The sequence below is a fragment of the Streptomyces coeruleorubidus genome, from assembly GCF_008705135.1.
GTDB classification, from domain to species: Bacteria; Actinomycetota; Actinomycetes; order Streptomycetales; family Streptomycetaceae; genus Streptomyces; species Streptomyces coeruleofuscus.
The window spans coordinates 65666-85142 of the sequence record NZ_CP023694.1 but is presented as its reverse complement, the minus strand read 5'-3'; the positions used below and the strand labels follow the sequence as shown (position 1 = coordinate 85142).

Annotated in this window: 14 protein-coding genes and 6 pseudogenes; 6 read left to right on the top strand and 14 right to left on the bottom strand. The window is 69.7% G+C overall.

Annotated elements, in window-relative coordinates:
- Positions 1 to 364 precede the first annotated feature (364 nt).
- The 6 genes and pseudogenes from CP976_RS00450 to CP976_RS00425 all read right to left on the bottom strand — a co-directional run.
- Positions 365 to 2518, bottom strand: a complete 2154-nt coding sequence (locus tag CP976_RS00450; protein ID WP_167537523.1) for an alpha-galactosidase — start codon at positions 2516 to 2518, stop codon at positions 365 to 367.
- Positions 2519 to 2713: 195 nt separating this feature from the next.
- Positions 2714 to 3435 (bottom strand): annotated as a pseudogene (locus CP976_RS00445) (SDR family oxidoreductase); the annotation flags it as partial.
- Between the two features lie 64 nt (positions 3436 to 3499).
- Positions 3500 to 4756 (bottom strand): MFS transporter, encoded by a 1257-nt coding sequence (locus CP976_RS00440; protein WP_150478471.1) that lies wholly within the window; start codon positions 4754 to 4756, stop codon positions 3500 to 3502.
- Positions 4757 to 4941: 185 nt separating this feature from the next.
- Positions 4942 to 5292: a cyclophilin-like fold protein gene (locus CP976_RS00435; RefSeq protein ID WP_308430095.1), complete on the bottom strand. Its 351-nt coding sequence runs from the start codon at positions 5290 to 5292 to the stop codon at positions 4942 to 4944.
- A 207-nt stretch (positions 5293 to 5499) separates the two neighbouring features.
- A pseudogene (locus CP976_RS00430) lies at positions 5500 to 5634 on the bottom strand (SDR family NAD(P)-dependent oxidoreductase); the annotation flags it as partial.
- Positions 5631 to 5768, bottom strand: a pseudogene (locus CP976_RS00425) (IMP dehydrogenase); the annotation flags it as partial. The pseudogenes CP976_RS00430 and CP976_RS00425, both read right to left, overlap by 4 nt.
- Positions 5769 to 6084: 316 nt before the next feature.
- Between CP976_RS00425 and CP976_RS43430 the strand changes: the two are divergent.
- A pseudogene (locus CP976_RS43430) lies at positions 6085 to 6225 on the top strand (transcriptional regulator); the annotation flags it as partial.
- Between the two features lie 102 nt (positions 6226 to 6327).
- On the opposite strand, the gene CP976_RS00410 reads toward CP976_RS43430, so the two are convergent.
- The 4 genes and pseudogenes from CP976_RS00410 to CP976_RS43420 all read right to left on the bottom strand — a co-directional run bounded on the left by CP976_RS00410 (position 6328) and on the right by CP976_RS43420 (position 10209).
- The gene (locus CP976_RS00410; protein WP_150478469.1) at positions 6328 to 7584 is read right to left on the bottom strand and encodes an MFS transporter; all 1257 of its coding nucleotides are present in this window, start codon (positions 7582 to 7584) and stop codon (positions 6328 to 6330) included.
- Positions 7585 to 8018: 434 nt separating this feature from the next.
- Positions 8019 to 8784, bottom strand: a pseudogene (locus CP976_RS43425) (XdhC family protein); the annotation flags it as partial.
- 251 nt (positions 8785 to 9035) lie between these two features.
- Entirely contained in the window at positions 9036 to 9770 is a 735-nt protein-coding gene (locus CP976_RS00400; protein ID WP_150478468.1) for an NADPH-dependent F420 reductase, read from the bottom strand.
- 136 nt (positions 9771 to 9906) lie between these two features.
- Positions 9907 to 10209, bottom strand: a complete 303-nt coding sequence (locus CP976_RS43420) for an SbtR family transcriptional regulator (protein ID WP_229876512.1) — start codon at positions 10207 to 10209, stop codon at positions 9907 to 9909.
- 525 nt (positions 10210 to 10734) lie between these two features.
- Here CP976_RS43420 and CP976_RS00390 point away from each other — a divergent pair.
- Positions 10735 to 10920, top strand: coding sequence for a hypothetical protein (locus tag CP976_RS00390; RefSeq protein ID WP_229876484.1), 186 nt, complete (start codon positions 10735 to 10737; stop codon positions 10918 to 10920).
- 119 nt (positions 10921 to 11039) lie between these two features.
- On the opposite strand, the gene CP976_RS00385 is transcribed toward CP976_RS00390, so the two are convergent.
- Complete coding sequence (locus CP976_RS00385) at positions 11040 to 11612, bottom strand: TetR/AcrR family transcriptional regulator (RefSeq protein ID WP_229876482.1); 573 nt, start codon at positions 11610 to 11612, stop codon at positions 11040 to 11042.
- 125 nt (positions 11613 to 11737) lie between these two features.
- On the opposite strand from CP976_RS00385, the pseudogene CP976_RS44590 reads away from it, so the two are divergent.
- Both CP976_RS44590 and CP976_RS00375 read left to right on the top strand, forming a co-directional pair.
- Positions 11738 to 12124: pseudogene (locus CP976_RS44590) on the top strand (alcohol dehydrogenase catalytic domain-containing protein); the annotation flags it as partial.
- Between the two features lie 685 nt (positions 12125 to 12809).
- The gene (locus CP976_RS00375; RefSeq protein ID WP_150478467.1) at positions 12810 to 13961 is read left to right on the top strand and encodes a dioxygenase family protein; all 1152 of its coding nucleotides are present in this window, start codon (positions 12810 to 12812) and stop codon (positions 13959 to 13961) included.
- Between the two features lie 664 nt (positions 13962 to 14625).
- On the opposite strand, the gene CP976_RS00365 is transcribed toward CP976_RS00375, so the two are convergent.
- The gene (locus CP976_RS00365; protein WP_150478466.1) at positions 14626 to 15444 is read right to left on the bottom strand and encodes an oxidoreductase; all 819 of its coding nucleotides are present in this window, start codon (positions 15442 to 15444) and stop codon (positions 14626 to 14628) included.
- A gap of 181 nt (positions 15445 to 15625) precedes the next feature.
- On the opposite strand from CP976_RS00365, the gene CP976_RS00360 reads away from it, so the two are divergent.
- Positions 15626 to 15940, top strand: coding sequence for a hypothetical protein (locus CP976_RS00360; protein ID WP_150478465.1), 315 nt, complete (start codon positions 15626 to 15628; stop codon positions 15938 to 15940).
- Positions 15941 to 16275: 335 nt separating this feature from the next.
- On the opposite strand, the gene CP976_RS00355 is transcribed toward CP976_RS00360, so the two are convergent.
- On the bottom strand, positions 16276 to 17145 hold the full coding sequence (locus CP976_RS00355) for an alpha/beta fold hydrolase (protein WP_150478464.1): 870 nt from the start codon (positions 17143 to 17145) through the stop codon (positions 16276 to 16278).
- Positions 17146 to 17453: 308 nt separating this feature from the next.
- Here CP976_RS00355 and CP976_RS00350 point away from each other — a divergent pair, with 308 nt between their 5' ends.
- Positions 17454 to 18209 carry a 2-phosphosulfolactate phosphatase gene (locus CP976_RS00350; protein WP_150478463.1) on the top strand — a complete coding sequence of 252 codons (756 nt, stop codon included), beginning with the start codon at positions 17454 to 17456 and terminating at the stop codon, positions 18207 to 18209.
- Between the two features lie 100 nt (positions 18210 to 18309).
- Here the strand turns inward: CP976_RS00350 and CP976_RS00345 are convergent, their stop codons facing one another.
- Positions 18310 to 19338, bottom strand: a complete 1029-nt coding sequence (locus tag CP976_RS00345; RefSeq protein WP_150478462.1) for a DMT family transporter — start codon at positions 19336 to 19338, stop codon at positions 18310 to 18312.
- Between the last annotated feature and the right edge of the window lie 139 nt (positions 19339 to 19477).

Genomic DNA, 19477 nt, shown 5'->3' with positions numbered 1-19477 from the left:
TCCTCACATCCGTGGTGAGGCGGGCCGTGATGCCCGCCGCGACAGATGATTCGGCCGGCTGCTCCAAAGGCGGAAGGGGTTACCGGTTTCCTGCTGGAGCAAGAATCGGGAAACCCCTGTGAACTGGGGGTTCGACACGGCGCGCGCAAATGAGGATGGCTCGATGGGTGCGCTACGGGCAGAGGTGGTTCCGCCACCGCCGACAGCCCGCTGGACCCCACGAGCCCTGGCCCTGCGAATCCTGGTCCGAGACGGAGCTTCCTCTGGTGCGATTTGAATGGCACCTCGGCCACTGGGCGCGCTTCCGATGGACATGCTCGGCGGCGGCGGGCAGTCAGCCGGCTTCGAGCCAGATGGTGGAGGCTCAGCGGCGCGCGAGGTGGAGCAGGATGAGTTGTTCGGGGTGCAGGGTGGGGATCTGGATGCCGACGCGTTCCAGGACGTTGCCGGGCAGGGTGATGCCGTCCTTGGTGCACCATGCCGGGGTTCCGCGTTCCATGCCCGGGGCGTGGTCGGCCGGGGGCAGCGGGCGCAGGTGGTAGGTGGTGTTCGGGTCGAGGTAGGGCAGTCGTAGCGTGCCGGGATGGGCGGAGACGGACGTGGCCACGGCGGTCAACGCGAACACGGCTTCTGTCCGGTCGTGGGAGATGACGCCGTGCGCCCACAGGGCCGGGTCGGGATGGTCGAGTCGGACTACACGGCCGGTGTGCAGCAGGCCGCGGAGTTGTTTGTGGAGGGTGACCCAGCGGGCGAGTTCGGCGCGTTCGGTCTCGCTCGCGCGGGTGAGGTCCCATTCGACGCCGAGGTGGCCGAAGAGCGCGGTGCCGGCCCGGAAGGCGAGGCCGTGGGTGCGGCCGGTGGTGTGGGAGCGGGCGGCGCCGATGTGGGAGCCGACGAGTTCGGGCGGCAGGAGCAGACCGGTCCAGCGGTTGATGGACTGGCGTTCCGTGGCGTCGTTGCAGTCGCTGGCCCAGACGCGGTCGGTGCGCTCCAGGATGGCGAGGTCGACCCGTCCGCCGCCGCTGGAGCATGATTCGATCTCCAGGTCCGGGTGGCGTGCGCGCAGTTCGTCGAGCAGGGCGTAGACGGCGAGGGTCTGGGCGTGGACGGCGGGTTCGCCGCCCGGTGAGTGGCCGGCATCGACCAGTTCGCGGTTGTGGTCCCACTTGAGGTAGGCGATGTCGTACTCGGTGAGCAGGGCGTCGAGTCGCTCAAGGATGTACGTGTACGCCTCGGGGTGGGTGAGGTCCAGGACCTGCTGGAAGCGGCGGTCGGCGGGGGTGCGGCCGCCGGTGGCCAGGATCCACTCGGGGTGGGCGCGGGCCAGGTCGGAGTCGAGGTTGACCATTTCCGGTTCGACCCACAGGCCGAACTCCATCCCGAGCGCGCGGACGTGGTCGATGAGGGGGTGGAGACCGCGGGGCCAGACGGTCTGGTCGACGTACCAGTCGCCGAGCCCCGCCCGGTCGTCGCGGCGGTGGCGGAACCAGCCGTCGTCCAGGACGAAGCGTTCCACGCCGACCTCCGCGCCGAGGTCGGCGAGGTGGGTGAGCTTGTCGAGGTCGTGGTCGAAGTAGACGGCCTCCCAGGTGTTGAGCACCACCGGGCGGGGACGATGCGGATGTCCGGGACGCGCGCGCAGGTGGTCGTGGAAGCGGGCGGACAGACCGTCCAGGCCCTGGTCGCTGTGGGAGCCGTAGAGCCACGGACCGGTGTACTGCTCGCCGGGGCCGAGGATCACCTCGCCCGGAAGCAGCAGTTCACCGGCGGCGACGACCGGGCGACCGGTGGGAAGCCGCTCGGCCAGGATTCGGTGGTTGCCGCTCCAGGCGATGTGCAGGCCCCACACCTCACCGCCGCCGAAGCCGAAGCCCGGCGTGCCGGCCGCTAGGACCAGGGTGGCGTCGTGGCCGGTGCGCCCGCTGCGGGTCTCACGCAACCAGGTGCCGGCGTTGAACGGATGGCGCTGCGGGGCGCGTTCACGGCACCAGCGGCCGGTGAGGTCGAGCAGCTCGGTGGCAGCATCGGGTACCGGCAGCGCGAGCATCAACCCGTCGAGGTTGTACGGCCTTACCGTGTCGTCGTTGCGGACGGCGGCCCGCATCCGCACCAGCCCGGAGGGGGTGAGTCCGGCCTCCAGGACGAGACCGAGGCGGGCGTTGCGGTCGGTGGCCCGGATGCGCACCGAAGGGCCCTCGGCCTGCACCGAGTCGAGGGCAAACAGGGGTGACCAGTCAGCGCCTTGGCGGTGCCCGGTCAATGCCGGCTGCCCGGGCCATCCGGCGCCGTGCTCGGGCAGCAACGCGACCCGCGGCACGGCGTCGTCGAACCCCGGCATGTTCGGCATGGTGATGGCCCCGGCCAACTGCGACAGGGCTTCCTGGGTGAGGTCGCCGAGATCGGCGCCCCAGTGGAGCACCGCGGGCAGGCCGCTGCCCCGTGAGTCGATCACCAGGCTCACACCTGCTGCCCGGAGATGGATGAGTCTTTCGGCCGCGGCATCGGTGGGGGTCTTCATGGCACAGATCGTCCTCAGCGTGTCAGGGTCGGGATCAGGAGGTGGCGTGCGGCAGTTCGCGGGTGTGCGGGTCGTTGTACTGCTCGTCGGTGACCGGCTCGGCACAGGTGGTTTCCGTGCCGCCGTCGCCCTTGGTTTCCCACAGGGCGAGGTGCCCCATGAACCGGTCGGGGGCGGCTCCTCGTGGCGCCTTTCAAAGCCGGCCCCGGGCCTGCACAGCCACAGGACGGCCTGGGCGATCTCGTCGGCGGTTCCGAGGCGGTTGATGGGCTGGTTGGCTTCGGCCTCGGCGCGGTCGAGTTCGCCCTTTCGATCATGTCGCTGACCATGGCGGTGTCGACGATGCCGGGGCAGACGGCGTTGATGCGGATGCCCGACGCCGCGTAGTCGCGGGCGGCCGACCGGGTCAGGCCGATGACGCCGTGCTTGGCCGCGGCGTAGGCCGCCTGGCCTTTGAGGCCCTTGACGCCTGCGCCCGAGGAGGCGTTGACGATGGCGCCGGACTGCTGCTGTCGCATCAGGCGGATCTGGTGCTTCATACAGAGGAACGCGCCGGTGAGACTGACGTCGAGGACGCGGTCCCCTTCGTCCTTGGTGACATCGACGGCGGGTTTGACCGGTTGCTCGATCCCGGCGCTGTTGAAGGCGGCATCGAGGCGGCCGAATGCCCGTACGGTCTCGTCCAGGACTGCCTTCACTGCCGCCTCGTCGGTGACGTCACACGCCAGTGCCAGGGCCTGGCCGCCCTCTTCCCGGATGAGCCGTGCGGTCTCCTTGGGCCCTTCTGCGGACGGATCGGCGAGTGCGACGCGGGCGCCCGCGCGGGCGAAGGCGAGGGCCGTGGCACGGCCGATGCCGGATGCGGCTCCGGTCACGAAGGACGCCTTGCCGGTGAAGGCATCGTCGTTGACGCTCATGTTGGATCCTCTCGTTCGGTACGGCGAGGACACGGCGTCGGCTCGTGGCGGACGCCGGCCGGACTCAGTGATGCGACGGCGTCCGTGCGGGTTGGTCACTCGGCGCGTGGACCGGAGCGGTGCGCTGAGCCACGATGCGGCTCTTGCCGGAGGCGTCACGGACGGCGAGGGCGATGAGCGGGAGCAAGGTGAGGGTGGCGATGACCGTGCCGACCAAGGGCGGACCGGTCACGCCGAGGGAAGAGTCCAGGGCCGCACCCGCGATGAAGGATCCGCCGGCCACACCGACGTTGAAGGCGGAGGTGGTCAGCGCGGACGTGAGAGTCGGAGCGTCGCCGGCGAACCGCATGGCGAGCGCCGTGACGACCGGGTTCACCGCGAAACCGGTCAGACCCATGAAGAAGACCAGGACAGTGGCCGTGACCGCGTTGGTGGACAGCGGGATCATCAGGAACAGGACCAGGGCGGTGGCCGCGGCGGCGGTGATGGTGGTGCCCATCGGACGGCGCTCACCCAGACGGCCACCGGTGGCGGTCCCGCCCAGGGCGCCGACACCGAACGCGATGAGGACGAACGGCACGGCGCCCGCCGGGATGCCGGCGCGGTCGGTCAGCAGCGGTGTGACGTAGCTGTAGGTCGCCAGCACCCCGCCCATGATGAACACGGCGGCGCTCAGCGCCAGCCACAGCCGGCCCTGGCGCAGGGCGCCGAACTCGGCGCGCGGCGAGACGGTCGCGCGTTGTTCCCGGGTGGGGATGAAGCGGCCGACGAAGACGGCGGCGAGCGCGGAGAGGGCGGCCAGGGCCCAGAACGGGCCGCGCCAGCCGACGAACTGTCCGGCGAAGGAGCCGATGGGCACGCCGACGACGTTGGCCAGGGTCAGCCCACCGATCATGACGCCGGTCGCGCGGGTGGCCCTCTGTGGGCCCGAGGCGGCGGTGGCGACGACGAAACCGACGGACCAGAACGCTCCGGTGGCCAGCGCGGTGACGACGCGGGCGGCGAGGACGACGGTGAAGGAGGTGCTGAGGGCCGCCACCAAATGACCGAGGCTGAACACGGACAGGGCCAGGATCAGCGTCTGACGCTGGGGCAGGCGCAGGGTGGCCATCGCCATCGTCGGCGCCCCGATGATCATGCCGACGGCGAAGGCGGTGATCAGCAGCCCGGCCCGGGAGGTGCTCACACCGAGGCCGGTGGACAGCTCGGGCAGCAGTCCGGCGATGACGAACTCAGTGGTGCCCATCAGGAACGTACCTGCGGCGAGCACCCAGACGACGAAGGGGAGCTTGCCGGGGGTGGTCCCGGATGTGGAAGGCATACGTGTGGTCTCTCCTTGAACGGAAGGCAGGAAGCGGAATACGGGCAGGCCAGGGTGGGCAACGGGGAAGGCCGCCGGAGCGGACGGCAGTCACCTCTTTCACGGTTCCAAGCGGAAGAGGGACGAAGAGGGAGGAGGTTTCCCCTGGGGCGCCGGCCGGATGCTTGCGGTGGCTGCCGGCGGGGTCAGGGGGCGGGCTCGATGGTGATGTGTTCGGCGTTGGCGAGCCGTTCGGTGTCGCGGTCGTCGACGTGGCCGAGGATGATCAGGTCGGCGGAGGCGGAGTCGCCGTCGCGGTAGAACAGGGCCAGGTTGCCCCAGGGTGCGTAGTAGGCCAGATCGCCGGCCCTGGGTGCGGCCGGGTCCGGAGCGCCGGAGATGTCCAGCTTGCGCGGCGGGTAGGCGATCCGCTCCGTCTGGTGGAAGTCCTCCAGATCGAGGCTGAGCGGGAGCAGGGAGGCGAAGTCGCGGGCTACGGCGTTGTCGTTCAGCCTGGCGTCGACCGGTTGGCCGTCGATGGTGACCTGGATGTTCATGGCGGTGCTCCTGTCGGACGATGCAGTGGATGCAGGGCGTGTCGGCGTCTGTTGCCGTCCGGAAGAGGACGACGCCGAGGACGCGGAAGAGGCGGCGGTAGGCGAGTTGTCGGTGCAGGCGGTGACGGCAAGCAGCAGGGCCGCGGCTACGGCACCACGGGCCGCCAGGGCGGGACGGGCGGTCGGCATCACGGGGCGTCCAGGGATTCAGTCGGGCAAGGGCTCGGAGTAGTGACGGAAGCCGTAACGCTCGACGTGGATGTCGTACAAGCGCCGGGCCAGGGCGTCGGGGCTGCTGTGTTCGGCGTCGGGCCGGATGGCGCCCGGCACGATCAGCTGCGCGAGGGCCACAGGTCCGAGCCGCACACGCAGGTGGCGACCGTGCGGATGATCGCGTCGGTCGGCCGGCTGATCTTCGGGTCGTCCAGGGTCTCGAAGCGCACGTCGCCGGGGGCGTGAATGACTGCTCCGCGCATGATGGGGTGCTTTCCTTCGGTACGAGGGTCTGGAACGGCAACCTGGAATCCGGGACGGCTGCTCGAAAACGAGCCTCACACGCGAGGGCGGGCGCGAAAAGCGGACGAATCTATCCAGGGAGAGGAACATCCAGGGAGGAAAATCTCCCCCCTTCCCCGGGTGCGATCGATGCAATGCCGGGAAGCATGATCAGCGATGTCACCCTGAATGAACTCGGAGAATTCGTCAAGAAACGCCGCTCAAAGCCGAGCCCGCGCACGGTCGGACTTCCGCCGACCAGCAGGCCCCGCCGGGTCGAAGGACTGCGCCGCGACGACTCTCACCGCGAACACCGACCCCGACCAGCACCTGACCGTCTGGACCGCCGCCCCCGGCTCTCCCACCCACGAGCGGCTGCGCAGCCTCGCCTCCTGGGCCACCGAGCAGAACCTTTCCCCCTCTTCGTCCCTCCGCTGACCGGTGACGCGCTCACACCGACGGTAGCCCCGACGGGCTGTCCAGCACGCTCCGTTGCTCCGTGAGCGTGAGGTACAGCTCGCGCGTGGGACGAGCGCCGCGTCAGCCGATGTCGATGTCCTGAGTGCCGCACCCGATCGCCTGGTCTGAGGCTGTTCCTGGCTGAGGCGGGGGCGTATCGGAGCGGGTGGCTCGCATCAACGCGAGTGCGGTCAGCGGTACGAGGGTGAGGGCGGCCGCCATCGTGCCGACCAGCGGGGGCCCTGCCTGCCCCAGCGGTGAGGTCAGGGCGATGCCCGCCGTCCAGGAACCGGTGGCGATGCCCACGTTGGGCGCCGAGCCGCTGAGGCCGGAGACAAGGGTGGGCGCGGAACTGGAGAAGCGCAGGGCCAGTGCGCCGAGCACCGGTGTCGCGGCGAAGCCGGTCATCCCCATGAGCATCACCAGGACGACGGCCGCCACGGGACTCGGGGAGAGCAAGGTCAACAACACCAGCACCAGCGTGGTCGTGGCAGCTGAGGTGATGAGCGTGGCAAGGGGGCGACGGTCGCCCAGGCGCCCGCCGACCGTGGTGCCCAGCAGGGCGCCCAGGCCATATCCGGTCAGAACCATGGGCACGGCTCCATTGGGGAGGCCGGCACGCTCGGTGAGCAGGGGCGAGATGTAGGTGTACGTCGCCAGGACACCGCCCATCAGCAGCGTCATGGAACTCAGCGTCAGCCAGACCCGGACATCCCGCAGTGCGGCGAACTCGGCCCGGACTGAAGGCGCTTCGCGCCTCTCGTCGGCAGGGACGTACCGGCCGATGACCGCCGCCGCGCCTGCCGACAGCGCGGCCAGCACCCAGAACGGCCCGCGCCAGCCCGACAGCTGCCCGAGCCACGCGCCCAGAGGCACGCCGGCCACGTTGGCCACGGTCAGACCCCCCAGGAGCATGCCCAGGGCCCGTGACGTCGCTGCCGGGCCTGCCGCGGTCGTGGCCACGAGTGCGCCGACACACCAGAAGGTACCTGTGGCCAGTGCGGTCACCAGGCGGGCCACCAGGACGAGCGCGAAGGACGAGCTGAGCGCGGCGACCAGGTGGCCCAGAGCGAAGACGACGAGCGCGAGGATCAGCGTGGAGCGCCGGGGCAGGCGCAGCGTCGCGATAGCCATCGCCGGCGCGCCGACGATCATGCCTGCCGCAAACGCCGTGATCAGCAGGCCCGCGTGAGACACGCTGACATTCAGATCGTCGGCGATCTCGGGCAGCAGGCCCGCGATGACGAATTCGGTGGTGCCCATGAGGAATGTTCCGGCGGACAGCACCAGGACGACGAAGGGCAGTTTGTGGGGGCGGCCGTCGGTCGTGGGTGGCATTCGGTGGCATTCTCTTTTCAGGGCGAAGTGCGACCGCTGCGGGGTGAGTACGCCGTAGAGCATCGCACCGCACAGGCGTTCTGTGAGGGGGAGGATTTCCTCCCTGCCTTGTGGTGGATCGGCGAGTGATATTTATCTTCAACAGCTGCCGCTTCACCGATGACGAACTCACTTGTCCTGGACAAGACGTTGGCAGGCGGCGCGCTGGCTGCCGCAGGTGTTGGAGGGGCCACAGACCAGCGGCACCGCCTGCGTCCTGGGCCGTGCCCTACCGCTGCGCCTATGAAATCGCCGCCTCCACAGGCCGTACGTTCCCGTAGCGCCCTGTCGGCCGTCGGCCGGGATCCGCCGCTTCTTCCCGCAGGCGGCCGTGGTCGGACTTCATTGAGGGAAGCGGCCGGTGGATCGGTCCGGTGGCCCGGGACAGGGGTGCTCAGCAGGCGGAGGCGTTCGTCGTGGGTGCGCCTGGAACCCATGGCGCCGACATGGCCCACCGGCAAGTCGAGGGCGAGTTGCAGCAGCGGGTTGTCGAACTTGGCGTCGTGGTGCGAAGACGGGGCGGGCATCGCACACGGTGACCCGGTAGCCGAGGAAGTGGCCGGCCTGGATGAGTGCGGCGGCGAAGTCGACGGCACCGAAGATCAGCATGCGGGGGCGGGACGCGTGGACGTGGACGAGGACGGTCAGCGGTTCGGGGCAGCCGTCCCCGTTCCCACCGACCGTGACACGGCTCGTACGTCCGGCCCGCATCCGGGCCCGCGCCTCCGCGGCCACCAGCTTGCCCGTCGGACCGCCGTCCAGGCTGCCGTAGGTGACGCCGCCGTCGGCGAGGGCGCTCAGGGCGGAGCCGATGAGGTCGGGGCCGGCCGCGCCCTGGGCCACGGCAGCGGGCCGGCCGTCCACGATGTCGGCGAGGGCGGAGGCGACGTGCGAATTGACCGCAGGTTCGATGCGTTGCACGAGGACGTCGAGTTCACCGCCGCAGGTCAGTCCTACGGCGAAGGCGTCGTCGTCGGAGTACCCGAACCAGGCCCGCTGCGGGGCGCCCCGATCGTTAAGCACCTGTCGGCACAGTCCGTAGACAGCGCCCTCGACGCAGCCGCCGGAGATGCTGCCGACCGCGTTGCCGTCGGCGTCCACCGTGACCGACGTACCGACCGGCAGGGGTGCGCTGCCGGTGACGTCGACGACGGTGACCAGGGCGAAGGGGCGCCGTGAGGGCTACAGATCCAACGCCACACCACCCGGTCACGACCGGATGCAGCGGTGCGCAGCAAACAGGTCGTACCTGGTGAGGGACCACACCAGGTGCCCTGCGGGGCCCCGGCGAGCATTCCGACGACAAACGCAGGAAGGTCCAGCCGGTGTGAACATTCCACTCACACGGGCGGCGCTGGCGGAGACCACGGTTGCGTCTCACGGGGTTGGACGCGGTGGCAGCGCACGGTATGTCAGCGGTGGAGGGAGCGGTTGAGCTCGACGAGCTGCTCCCGCGTGGGCGTGGAGGTGTACTCGAAGTAGCGCTCCGTCATGCGGTCCCGGTTGCGCGGGGCCTCGTCCCGGTCGGCCGAGTGAAGGGCATTCTCCAGGTCTTGCAGGCCCAGTTCGGTGCAGTAGGCGGGCGTCATCGGCTGCTGGCGCCAGGAGTCGGCCAGAGTGCCGGCGTCGAAGGGGTCGAAGCCTGTTTCGTCCACCAGGCGCATGCCCACACGCCGCGCCTCCTCGGAATCGGCCGCGACCGGCAGCGCGATGCGGCCGGGGGTGCCCGCCGGAGCGTCCTTGGCCTGGAGCGTTTGTGACAGCACGGCGTTCCACGCCTTGACCACGGGCCGCCCCAGCTGCTCGGTTACCCACAGGCTTTCCACCTGGCCGTTGTCCACCGCTTCGATGGCGCCGTCCCGGTGGGGCATGTAGTTGGAGGTGTCGATGACTACGGTCTGGCCGGGTACGGAGGCGAACAGCGGCGCCACCGCCGGGATCCGCCCGAACGGGATGGACAGAACGATGACGTCCTTGCCCTGGACGGCGTCGGCCGCGGTCACCGCGTGCGCCCCGAATTCCAGGGCCTCGGCATCGATCGTCTCGGGTCCCCGGGAGTTGGCCACCGCAACGTCGTGTCCTCCGGCGCTGAGCCTGCGCGCCAGCGTCGTTCCGATCGGCCCCGTGCCGATAACGCCAATTAGCATGATTCGTCCCTCTCGAGGTTGCGCCACCCCCTTGAAGGGGTGGCCAAGGTGTGATGGATAACTGCGCGCGGGCATGCGACACCGCGGGAATGACCGACAGCGCTGGCGTCCGGCTGTAAGGAGAGCGGCCGGTGGCCTACTCCTCGTCGTCCTGTTCTCGGTAACCGCTCTCGATGAGAGCGTGCAGACGGCCGAGTGGTTCTTCGTCAGTGGCGCCGGTGCCGCTGATCCAGGCAACAGAGACAGCCGCGAGCAACAGGTCGTACCCCTTCACGGACTGCCGTGCGTGGCCCGCACGTTGTGCGGCCCGCAGGCACTCGTCGGTGGTGGCGATGAGGTCATCGCAGGGAAGGGTGAGCGGGTTGTCCGGCTCTCGCGCCCTGGCTGCGGCCATGAGCGGTTCCGGCAGCCCGCTGAAGGCGCTGAAGTACTCCTCCATCGCCCGCGGCCACTGCCGCAGTGCCTCGGAGGCATCGCCGAGCCGCGCGATCTCCGCCCGGCGGCGACCAGCTCCTCGGAGCGCCTCTGCAGCACGGCCGCCGGCAGTGCCTCCCGGGTGGGGAAGTGCGCCGGTACAGCGTGGCGGGCCCGACACCCGCCTCCTTGGCCACCGCCTCCGGCGAGGCGCCGACGCCCTCCTTCAGGAAGTGCCGCTGCGCCGCTTCCAGGAGAGCCGCACGATTGCGCTGGACGTCCGCACGGGGCTTACGCCCCTGCTGTCCCTTATCGCCCATACGCCCGCCTGTCTCCTACGTTCCGCCGGCCACAAAAAACGGAGGCTGACTCCGTATGAGTTCCAGAGTAAAACGGAGGCAGCATCCGGTCAACTCGTGACGGCTGCTGGACCAAGCGGGAGCCCCGTGAGCTGCCCGCGAGGCACCCTGCTGTTCACCACCGGCGCAGGCTCCATCGACCCCGTGCTGCCGGTCGGCACGTCAACGCCGCCGCAGCCCTGCGCAACTGGGTGATCAACCTTCATAAGGAACTGGACGGCACCGGCGTTCAGGCCGCACACGTCGGCATCGGCGTGTCGATCGGCATGTCGGACGGCCCCGGGTTCCCCGCGGCAAAGCCCGAGGAGATCTCCCCCGTCCACTGGGAGTTGCACACCACCCGCCGCGGCCAGGCCGAGGTCGTCTTCAGCCGATGACGCCTACCGGCCACCCGGCCACCCGGCCGTTCGCCCCTCGAACCCGATCGTGCCGCGACGTGCTCCGTCGCGGCACTATCGCTGGGGTGGGCGTCGTGCCTTCAGAGTCTTCGCCGCGTTCACGGCGCGTGCGGCCGGAGGTCAGGACGTGCGGGGTCGGCTGAGGCGGACCATCGCCCTGTACAGGGCGATGGGCGGAGGTGCGTCGGGCAGCGGGGGAGCGGGGTGTCGGGGACGGCGTAGGAGCGGGGCATGTGGGCGACGAGGCGCTGCCAGGTGTCGGGGGCGGCGTCACCGGCGGCGTTGATCACGCCCGCGCTGGCCATGAGCAGGACGACGAGGTCCTGGCTGGTGAAGTCCTCGCGCAGGTGACCAGTGGCCTTCGCACGGTCGATGAGGCCGAGGAAGCCCTTGTGCGCCTCGGTGCGCCGGGCTTCCAGGGTCTTGGCGGCGGGGAAGGTCATGGTCAGCACGTCGGCGAAACCACGGTCGGCGGCCTGCATGGCGCACACGGCGTGGATGCAGCCGGTGAAGCCGTGCCAAGGGTCAGGGTCGGCGAGTGCCTGCGTGGCGGCCGTGGCGTAGGCGTCCATGCGGTCGGCGAAGACGGCGTTGATCAGGTCGTCGCGGGTGGCGAAGCGGCGGGAGAGGGTGGCCTTGCCGACGCCTGCTTGGCGGGCGACGGCGGCCATGGAGACGCCGGGCCCTTCGGTGGCGGGTGACGGCCAGGACGCGGTCGCGATTGCGCTCGGCGTCGGAGCGCAGCCCCGTTCCGGGTTGCTCGTCCGGGGTTTGGTCAGGTGCTGCGGTGTCAGTCATGAGGGTCGATCTATCGAAGTGGAACAGGCGGTCCACTTGTGTTGTACGCTGGGCGGAGCGAAGCGGGAAGGCCGTTCCAATTTCCTGGTGGGTGTATGTGATGCGTGCTGTCGTACTGAATGAGATCCCCTCCGCCCCGGCCGTCGCCGAGGTCGCTGCTCCTCACCTGGAGGCGGGCGAGGTGCTGGTGAAGGTGGCCGCTTCGTCAGTGAACGGCTTCGACGCCGCGACGGCGGCCGGCTGGCTGCAGGGGATGATGGAGCACCGGTACCCGCTGGTGGTCGGCAAGGACTTCGCGGGCACCGTGGAGGCGCTCGGTGAGGGCGTGGAGGGCTTCGCCGTCGGGGACGCGGTCTTCGGGGTGGTCATGAAGCCGTTCCTGGGCAGCGGGTCGCTGGCCGAGTACGTGACCGTGTCGGCTGCCCGCGGTCTCGCCCGGATTCCCGAGGGCCTGGGCGTGCAGGACGCCGGCGCGCTGGGTCTTGCCGGGACCGCGGCCTTCGACAGCCTGGTCGCCCTGGATGTGGCCGGCGGCGAGACGGTGCTGGTCTCCGGCGCCACCGGCGGGGTCGGCGCGTTGGACGTACAGCTGGCCGTGGCCCGGGGCGCCCGGGTGATCGCCACCGCCCGCCCCGGTGCGGAAGCCGACTTCGTCACCGGCCTGACCGATGCCGACGTCCAGGTCGTGGACTTCACCGGCGACCTCGCCGCGCAGGTCCGCGCGCTCGCCCCTGAGGGTGTGGATGCGGTTGTGCACCTGGCCGGGGACGGCGCGGCGCTGGCGGGCATGCTGCGGCCGGGCGGGCGGATCGCCTCCACCCTCGGCCTGTCGAAGGACGCCGTCGCGGGCAAGGACGTCACCGTCCACTCGATCATGGCCGACCCGGCCGCCCGCACTCTGGACGCGCTGGCCGGGCCGCCTCCGGCGCGCTGCGCGTACCGGTCACCGCGACCTACCCGCTGGCTCAGGCCCCCGAAGCGTTCGCCGCCTTCGGCGCCGGGGCGCTCGGCAAGCTCGCCGTCGCCACCTCCTGACACCCCGTACCTGTACGCAAGAGAAGAGATCGATCATGCCTGCTCTCGCCATCGTCGGTGCCGGCCCCGGCAAACAAGCCCTCATGCGCCTGCGCGACGAGGAAGGGCTGACCTTCGACGACCTCAAGGCCGCTGCCGACCTGCTCCAGCGCGTTCAGACGGCCACCGGCGCACCCCTCGCGCTGGTCGCCATGCCGCTGTACAGCGAGCTCTTCCAGGGCGGACAGGACGGTTACACCCCCAGCGACGACGTCGAGAGCCCCACCTACTTCCCCGGCTCCCAACGCATGGACAACCCCGGCATCCTGCCGATGCGCGAGGACGAACCCGGCACCCCGCTGATCGCCTCCGGCCGCATCCTGGACGGCCACGGCCAGCCGCTCGCCGGCGCCAAGCTGGAGATCTACCACGCGGCCGACAACGGCAACTACTCTGGCCTGTACGACGATGGCGTCCCCAAGAGCAACCTGCGCGGTCACCTGTTCACCGACGCTGACGGACGCTACGCCTTCACCACCATCAGCCCCGTCGCCTACATCGACCCCGTCACCGCAGCGGTCGAGGGAGTTGCCGAGGCGGCCGCGGCCATCGGGCGCAGCAGCTACCGCCCGGCGCACATCCACTACGAGGTCCACCACCCGGACCTGATCCGACCCTGGCGGGGTGAGGTCTACTTCACCGGGGACCCCGTGATCCCCGTCGACTTCGTCGGACCGAACATCGCAGACCGCCACCGTGAAGAAGAGGCCGGCATGACTCTCGAGGACGCCGCGGCCTGGGCGCTGACCCGGCTCAACACAGCCTTCTTCCACCACTACGACCGCCGCGAGTACGACGCGGTACTCGATCTGTTCGCCCCCGACGCCCGGTACGAGGTGCACGGCCGCACGCTGCGCGGTCACGCCGAGATCCTGGGCGTCCTCAACGCCCGCTCCGGCCCCGAGCAGACCATCCGCCACCTGGTGGCCGGCCAGCACTTCCACACCATCACCGACACCACCGCACAGGGGGCCATCACCCTGATGGCCTACAGCGGACCGACCCCCGCTGGTGAAGGCCCCGCCCTCTACCCGGCCGCGACCGCCGGACACATCGTGGAACTGACCGACCACTATCGCGCTGAGCGCGGGCGCTGGAAGATCGCAAAGCGTTCCGTTGACATGATCCTCGCCCCGGCCACCGACTGACCGCTCCTCACTGTGTCGTCGGCGGGGGACGCCTCACGCATCCCCCGCCGACGACCTACCAGCGCGGACGGCCTCGCCTCACCCCCGGCGACCGCGGTCCGTGGCGACGGGCTCCAGGGCATGCCGTTGGGCAGGACGTTTCCGTCTGCAGGCCGATGTCCTTCGGTGCTGATGCCGCCCATCTCGCCACCGGCACCAGGTGCGGGAAACCGCGCGGGAATGCTTCCTGGGGACCGAACTCGAAGGGGCCGCCCAGGGCGTCACCCACCGCTGAGCCGACGACCGCAGCAGCGGCCAGCTGAATCCGTTTCATTCGCGCACGTCATCTGTGCCGCGCCGACGGCAGCGCGGCCTGTTTCCTTCTTCGGCTCCCCGAACCATCGGCAGCGAACGCGTGTCGTCTACGGAGGGTGCGCCGCCTGAGACATCTTGGGTCTGAGACACCCGTACAGGTCACATAACGCCGTCCAGCGCGGTCGCGTCCGGCAGCGGCACGGCCCTGGTGTCAATCTCCGGAAACGCCGGAAGCATGTCGGTGCCGCGCCTGGAGCGCAGCACCACCCGGCCCGCGTCCACGGAGAGCAGGGCCCTGGATGCGCTGGAGCCCCAACCGGCGGCGCACAGAGCCTCCACCGATCCCGGAGCTGTTCACAGTCTGCAATTCTCAGCCGGCGAGCTTGTTGGTCTTGCGGACCTGTCCGTCGAAGACCGCGGCGGGAAGGATACGGTGCGCCGCGTTGAGGAGCCGGGCGCTCCGGCCGGCGGCGTACCGCACCTTCGGCTTGGAGTCGGTGGCGGCCGCGACGATCACCTTCGCGACGGTGGCGGGGTCGTCGCCGTCCTCGTTGACCGCCAACGCCAGCTGGTCGGCGATGCGCCGCTGCTCCGCGTAGATTTGCATGGGCATGTCGGGCTCGACGGTGTTCGCCTCGAACGAGGATTTGGTACCGCCCGGCTGGACGATAAGGGCCCGGACCCCGTGTTCGCGGATCTCGTGGTCCAGGGACTCGGTGTACCCCTCGAGCGCGTGCTTGGACGCCGAGTAGGTGGCCATGTAGGGCGCGGGGAGGAACCCGAGGACGGACGAGATGTTGATGATGCGCCCGCTTCCCTGAGCGCGCATGTGCGGGAGAACGGCCTTCGTCATGCGCATCACACCGAAAACATTGATGTCGAAGAGGCGCTGGGCCTGTGCGACAGAGTTCTCCTCGGCGGCGCCCGAGGAGCCGATGCCCGCGTTGTTGACCAGGACGTCGATCCGCCCGAACCGCTCGATCACCTGCTCGACCGCGGCAGCGACCGAATCTTCGCTGCCCACGTCGAGGGCGAGGAACGTCACGCCGTCGCGACGGTCGGCTCCCGACGTCTTCCGGCTCGTTCCCACCGTCTCGAAACCCGCTGCGGCGAGCGCGAGGGCTGCCGCCTTTCCGATACCGGTGGACGCGCCTGTCACGAGTGCCACCGGTCGGGTTGTTGTAGTCATTGTGACCTCCAGAGCCATTAGATTATGATCGTAATACTAAATGTGAGGGCGGGAGGTTGGCAAGTGGTCTTCGGTAGTGAGAGCAAGAGTTGCGGGGGGAAGTGCAAGCGGGGAGCGGTGGATCATCGAGGTGGCCGGGTGCCGCTCCAAGAGGTGCGGCATTGGCGGCCGGCGGATCTCCATGCGCATGGCACCCGCGGGGCTGACCGCCGGGCCTTCGGCCGGGGATGAGGAGACCGGCTGGGCCTACGCCAAGCTCAGCTCCAGCATCACCGACGTGCTCCTCGAAGCCCCCATCGCTCCGCTCCACCGCGTCTTCGCCGATCCGGACGACGTCGCCGACGTGGCCGACGGGCTGGTGCACCACTGGCACACGCCGCACGGCGAGACGGCGCAGAGTGGGATAGGCACCCGAGATGCGGACCGCGTGCGATGCCTTCCACCACTACCGCGTGCCGACCGGCCGGAGCTACTTCTTGTCGACCCAGGGCCGTAGGGTCGCACTCGTCAGCCGCGCGCCTTCCCCCGCACGTTCGACTGGAACAGGAGCATCAGGTGCCGCGGCGGGCGGTTCGCGCGCGGCAGGTCGGGCCGGGCGCCGGCGGGGACGAAAGCCTGCTGAAGCCCTTCCAATCGCGGCCTGGCCAAGGCGCGGCTACAGCATCAGCTCACCGCCACCGCTATGAACTTCCACCGCCTCAACGCCTGGGGGACCGGCACTCCAGGGCCTGCACCCGCACTTCCCATCTGGCGGCCCTGCGGCCGGCTGGGTAAAGCTCGTGCACTGAGCACTCGCCTACGTTCTTCCGCGGGAGGCAGCCCAGAAGTGACTTACTCATGCCGCCCGGCGAAGAATCCCGCGAGGGAAGACGCGAGCGCTTCTGGGGCCTCTTCGGCGACGTGGTGTCCGGAGTCGATGCCGTGGCCGCGTACGTCCGGTGCCCACTGCCGCCAGATCTTCAACGGGTCGCCGTACAGCTCCTCGATGTCGTCCCGGAGCGACCAGAGGATCAGTGCCGGGCACTGGATCCGTGTCCCGGCGGCGCGGTCGTCCTCCTCGTGCCGCCGGTCGATGGTGAGGCCGGCCCGGTAGTCCTCCAGCATCGCCCGCACCACGTCGGGGTTTCTCGTGGCCGAACGCCACTCCTCGTAATTCTCCTGCCCCATGTTCTGGGGATCGCCGCGGTACCAGCTGTCCGGATCGGCGTTGATGACCCGCTCGGGGATGTCCGGCTGGGCGAAGAAGAACCAGTGCCACCACTGCGTGGCGAACTCGGTCGTGATGCGGGACAGGTGCTCGGTGAGGGGCAGACAGTCGATCAGCGCCACCCGCGAGACCGCGTCGGGATGATCGAGCGCGAGACGCAGCGCGACATAGCCTCCACGGTCATGTCCGGCGAGTGCGAACCGGGCATGGCCAAGGGAGCGCATCACCGTGACCACGTCACCGGCGACGGCCCGCTTGGAGTATCCCGAGTGGTCCGCGGTAGGCGCCGGGCCTCTGGAACGGCCGTACCCCCGCAGATCGGGACAGACCACGGAGAAACCGCGCCGGATAAGGAGCGGGGCGACGCGATGCCAGGTCGCAGATGTCCGGGGGTGGCCGTGCAGCAGCACGACCGGCGGCCCTTCCCCGCCGTAGCGAACGAAAACCGATGCTTCATCGACCTGAACCCGCTTGGTCTCAAAGCCCTCGAACAAGGCCCGAACCTCCCGCCCTCGTCGGTACACCGTCCACGGCACCTGTCGGCCCAGAACACGCCCTCACTCGCGCACGAGGGCCACCGGGCCAACAGGCTGCGCAAGCTGCCCCTTCGCCGATGAGTGCTGGACCGACACAGTCTTCCTCTTGCCCCGCGGGTGCCGTGGACACAACTGCCTGATTCGCCAACCGTGTCTTCCGGCTGACCGGCAGCGACTCCTACCGCCTCGCCCACACCAACGCCGGCCAGCAAGCCACCGCAAACTCCTGACCACACCCGGGCCTTGCGCTGGCATGATCATTGGTCATGGACGACTGGTATCTGCAGACAGGCCACGGGATTCGATTCGAGTGGGGCCCCACGGGCGCGGATCGGCTGGCAGCGGATGCCGCCTGCATCGTGGTCGTCGATGTGTTGTCGTTTACTACCTCGGTGACGGTCGCGGTGGAGTCCGGGACACGAGTCTTCCCCTATCGCTGGCGTGATGCGACTGCTTCCGCCTTCGCCGATCAAAAGGGCGCAGCCCTGGCAGTCGGACGCCGGATGGCCACCGCGTCATCACCCTGGTCGCTGTCTCCTGCGGCACTGCGACGCGCCCCCTTCACCCCCAGCCTCGTCCTTCCCTCACCCAACGGCTCCGCCATCGCCGCCTCTGCCGGCGAGTCACCTGTGGTCGCCGGGGCTCTCCGCAACGCGACGGCCGTGGGGCACTGGCTCGTCCGCCAGGGCTACGGGACCGCCGACCGGCCCGTCGCGGTGATTGCCTCGGGCGAGCGCTGGCCCGACGGGAGTCTGCGGCCAGCCATGGAAGACCTGCTCGGCGCGGGAGCCATCATCGCGGCACTGGACGAACGGCTCTGCGGCATGCTCTCGCCGGAAGCCGCGGTGGCAGCGGCCAGCTTCCAAGCGACGCCCGACGTCAGTGCCGCAGTGGCCGCCAGTTCATCCGGGCGGGAGCTCATCGGCGGGGGATTTGCCGAGGACGTCGCTGTCGCCACCGAACTGGACGCCTGCACCGCGGTTCCCGTCCTCATCGAAGGGGCATTCACCGTCGCTCAATGACAACGGATCGCTCGGCCTGACACCACACGGAACCTCAGCAGGCTTGGAGGGTGGGGCCAACAGACGCGGTCGAAGCCAACGTTGCGGCCGCTTCTAGCGGCTATCGAGCCCCGTCGATCACTCCACGCGCGGTCGGTACAGCCGCTTCGGGCTCGTCCGGCACGGGCCCCGCCTCTGTCGTAGTCCGAGCGGTCGCAGTCCCGGAAGGCTCGCTTCCCGTTGTGCCCGGATTCGCCGTGGCCTCCTGTCCCCGCTCGATCATGCCCAGCGCCACCCCGACGATGATGATCACGCCGCCCGTCACCTGGGCGAGCCGGATCGACTCCCCGTTGATCACGACGGCGCCGATGACGCCGAAGACCGGTACCAGGTTGAGGATGTTGACCGCGACGCTCGACGCCATCCTGCGCAGGCCGTAGTTGTAGAGCAGGAAGCCGCCGACCGAGCACGCCACGGCCAGGTAGACCAGCAGTGATGAGGCGGTCGCGCCCGGCATCCGCCAGTCGTCGGCCTCCAGCAGGGACGCGAGCAGGAAGCCGGCCGCGCCCGCCAGGGTCTGGTAGTAGGTGACGCTCGCGGCGTCCTGGCCGGCGCTCGCGCGCTTGCCGAGCACGTTGTAGCCGGCCCAGGCCAGCCCGCCGAGCAGCAGCAGGATGTCGCCCAGCCAGCGCGAACTGCCGCCGACCTCGGCCCCGTTGCGTACGACGAGGAAGGCGCCGACGGTGGCCAGCAGCACGCCCGTCACACGCGGCAGCGGCATCCGGGTGCGGAAGACGACCAGCTCCACCAGCATCGTCATCAGCGGGTACGTGGCCACGATCAGCGACGCGTCGGATGCCGTGGACAGGTCGACGCCGACGTTCTCCAGGATGAAGTACACGGTGATGCCGAGGAACCCGCTCAGGTAGAGCTGTCGCCGCTGCCGGGGGTCCGGGCGGGCCGGGCGGTGCCTGCTCAGCCGTACCATCACGCCCAGGAGTAACGCCGCGAGGGTGAACCTGATGGCGCCGATACTGAGCGGGCCGACATCCTCCAGCACTTGCTTGGTCACCGCGTACGAACTGCTCCAGAACAGCGCGGCCGCCATGACCGCACACACCGCCCACACCGTGGGTCCTCGTTTGCCCATAGCAAGTCGCCCCTCTCTGCTACCTACTGCCGCCCACCGCGCTGTGCCCGAACAAACATCGGTCAACTAGGCTGGAGGTTAACAAGATCATCGAAGGTGATGCGGAGAGTCCGAATTACCTTCGGAATCCGGCGGGGTG

What these genes read in the sequence shown, in the direction of transcription:
- CP976_RS00450 (WP_167537523.1), bottom strand. Translation starts at nt 2,518, where the DNA reads ATGAAGACCCCCACCGATGCCGCGGCCGAAAGACTCATCCATCTCCGG.
- CP976_RS00440 (WP_150478471.1), bottom strand. Translation starts at nt 4,756, where the DNA reads ATGCCTTCCACATCCGGGACCACCCCCGGCAAGCTCCCCTTCGTCGTC.
- CP976_RS00435 (WP_308430095.1), bottom strand. Translation starts at nt 5,292, where the DNA reads ATGAACATCCAGGTCACCATCGACGGCCAACCGGTCGACGCCAGGCTG.
- CP976_RS00410 (WP_150478469.1), bottom strand. Translation starts at nt 7,584, where the DNA reads ATGCCACCCACGACCGACGGCCGCCCCCACAAACTGCCCTTCGTCGTC.
- CP976_RS00400 (WP_150478468.1), bottom strand. Translation starts at nt 9,770, where the DNA reads ATGCTAATTGGCGTTATCGGCACGGGGCCGATCGGAACGACGCTGGCG.
- CP976_RS43420 (WP_229876512.1), bottom strand. Translation starts at nt 10,209, where the DNA reads ATGGAGGAGTACTTCAGCGCCTTCAGCGGGCTGCCGGAACCGCTCATG.
- CP976_RS00385 (WP_229876482.1), bottom strand. Translation starts at nt 11,612, where the DNA reads ATGGCCGCCGTCGCCCGCCAAGCAGGCGTCGGCAAGGCCACCCTCTCC.
- CP976_RS00375 (WP_150478467.1), top strand. Translation starts at nt 12,810, where the DNA reads ATGCCTGCTCTCGCCATCGTCGGTGCCGGCCCCGGCAAACAAGCCCTC.
- CP976_RS00365 (WP_150478466.1), bottom strand. Translation starts at nt 15,444, where the DNA reads ATGACTACAACAACCCGACCGGTGGCACTCGTGACAGGCGCGTCCACC.
- CP976_RS00360 (WP_150478465.1), top strand. Translation starts at nt 15,626, where the DNA reads ATGCGCATGGCACCCGCGGGGCTGACCGCCGGGCCTTCGGCCGGGGAT.
- CP976_RS00350 (WP_150478463.1), top strand. Translation starts at nt 17,454, where the DNA reads ATGGACGACTGGTATCTGCAGACAGGCCACGGGATTCGATTCGAGTGG.
- CP976_RS00345 (WP_150478462.1), bottom strand. Translation starts at nt 19,338, where the DNA reads ATGGGCAAACGAGGACCCACGGTGTGGGCGGTGTGTGCGGTCATGGCG.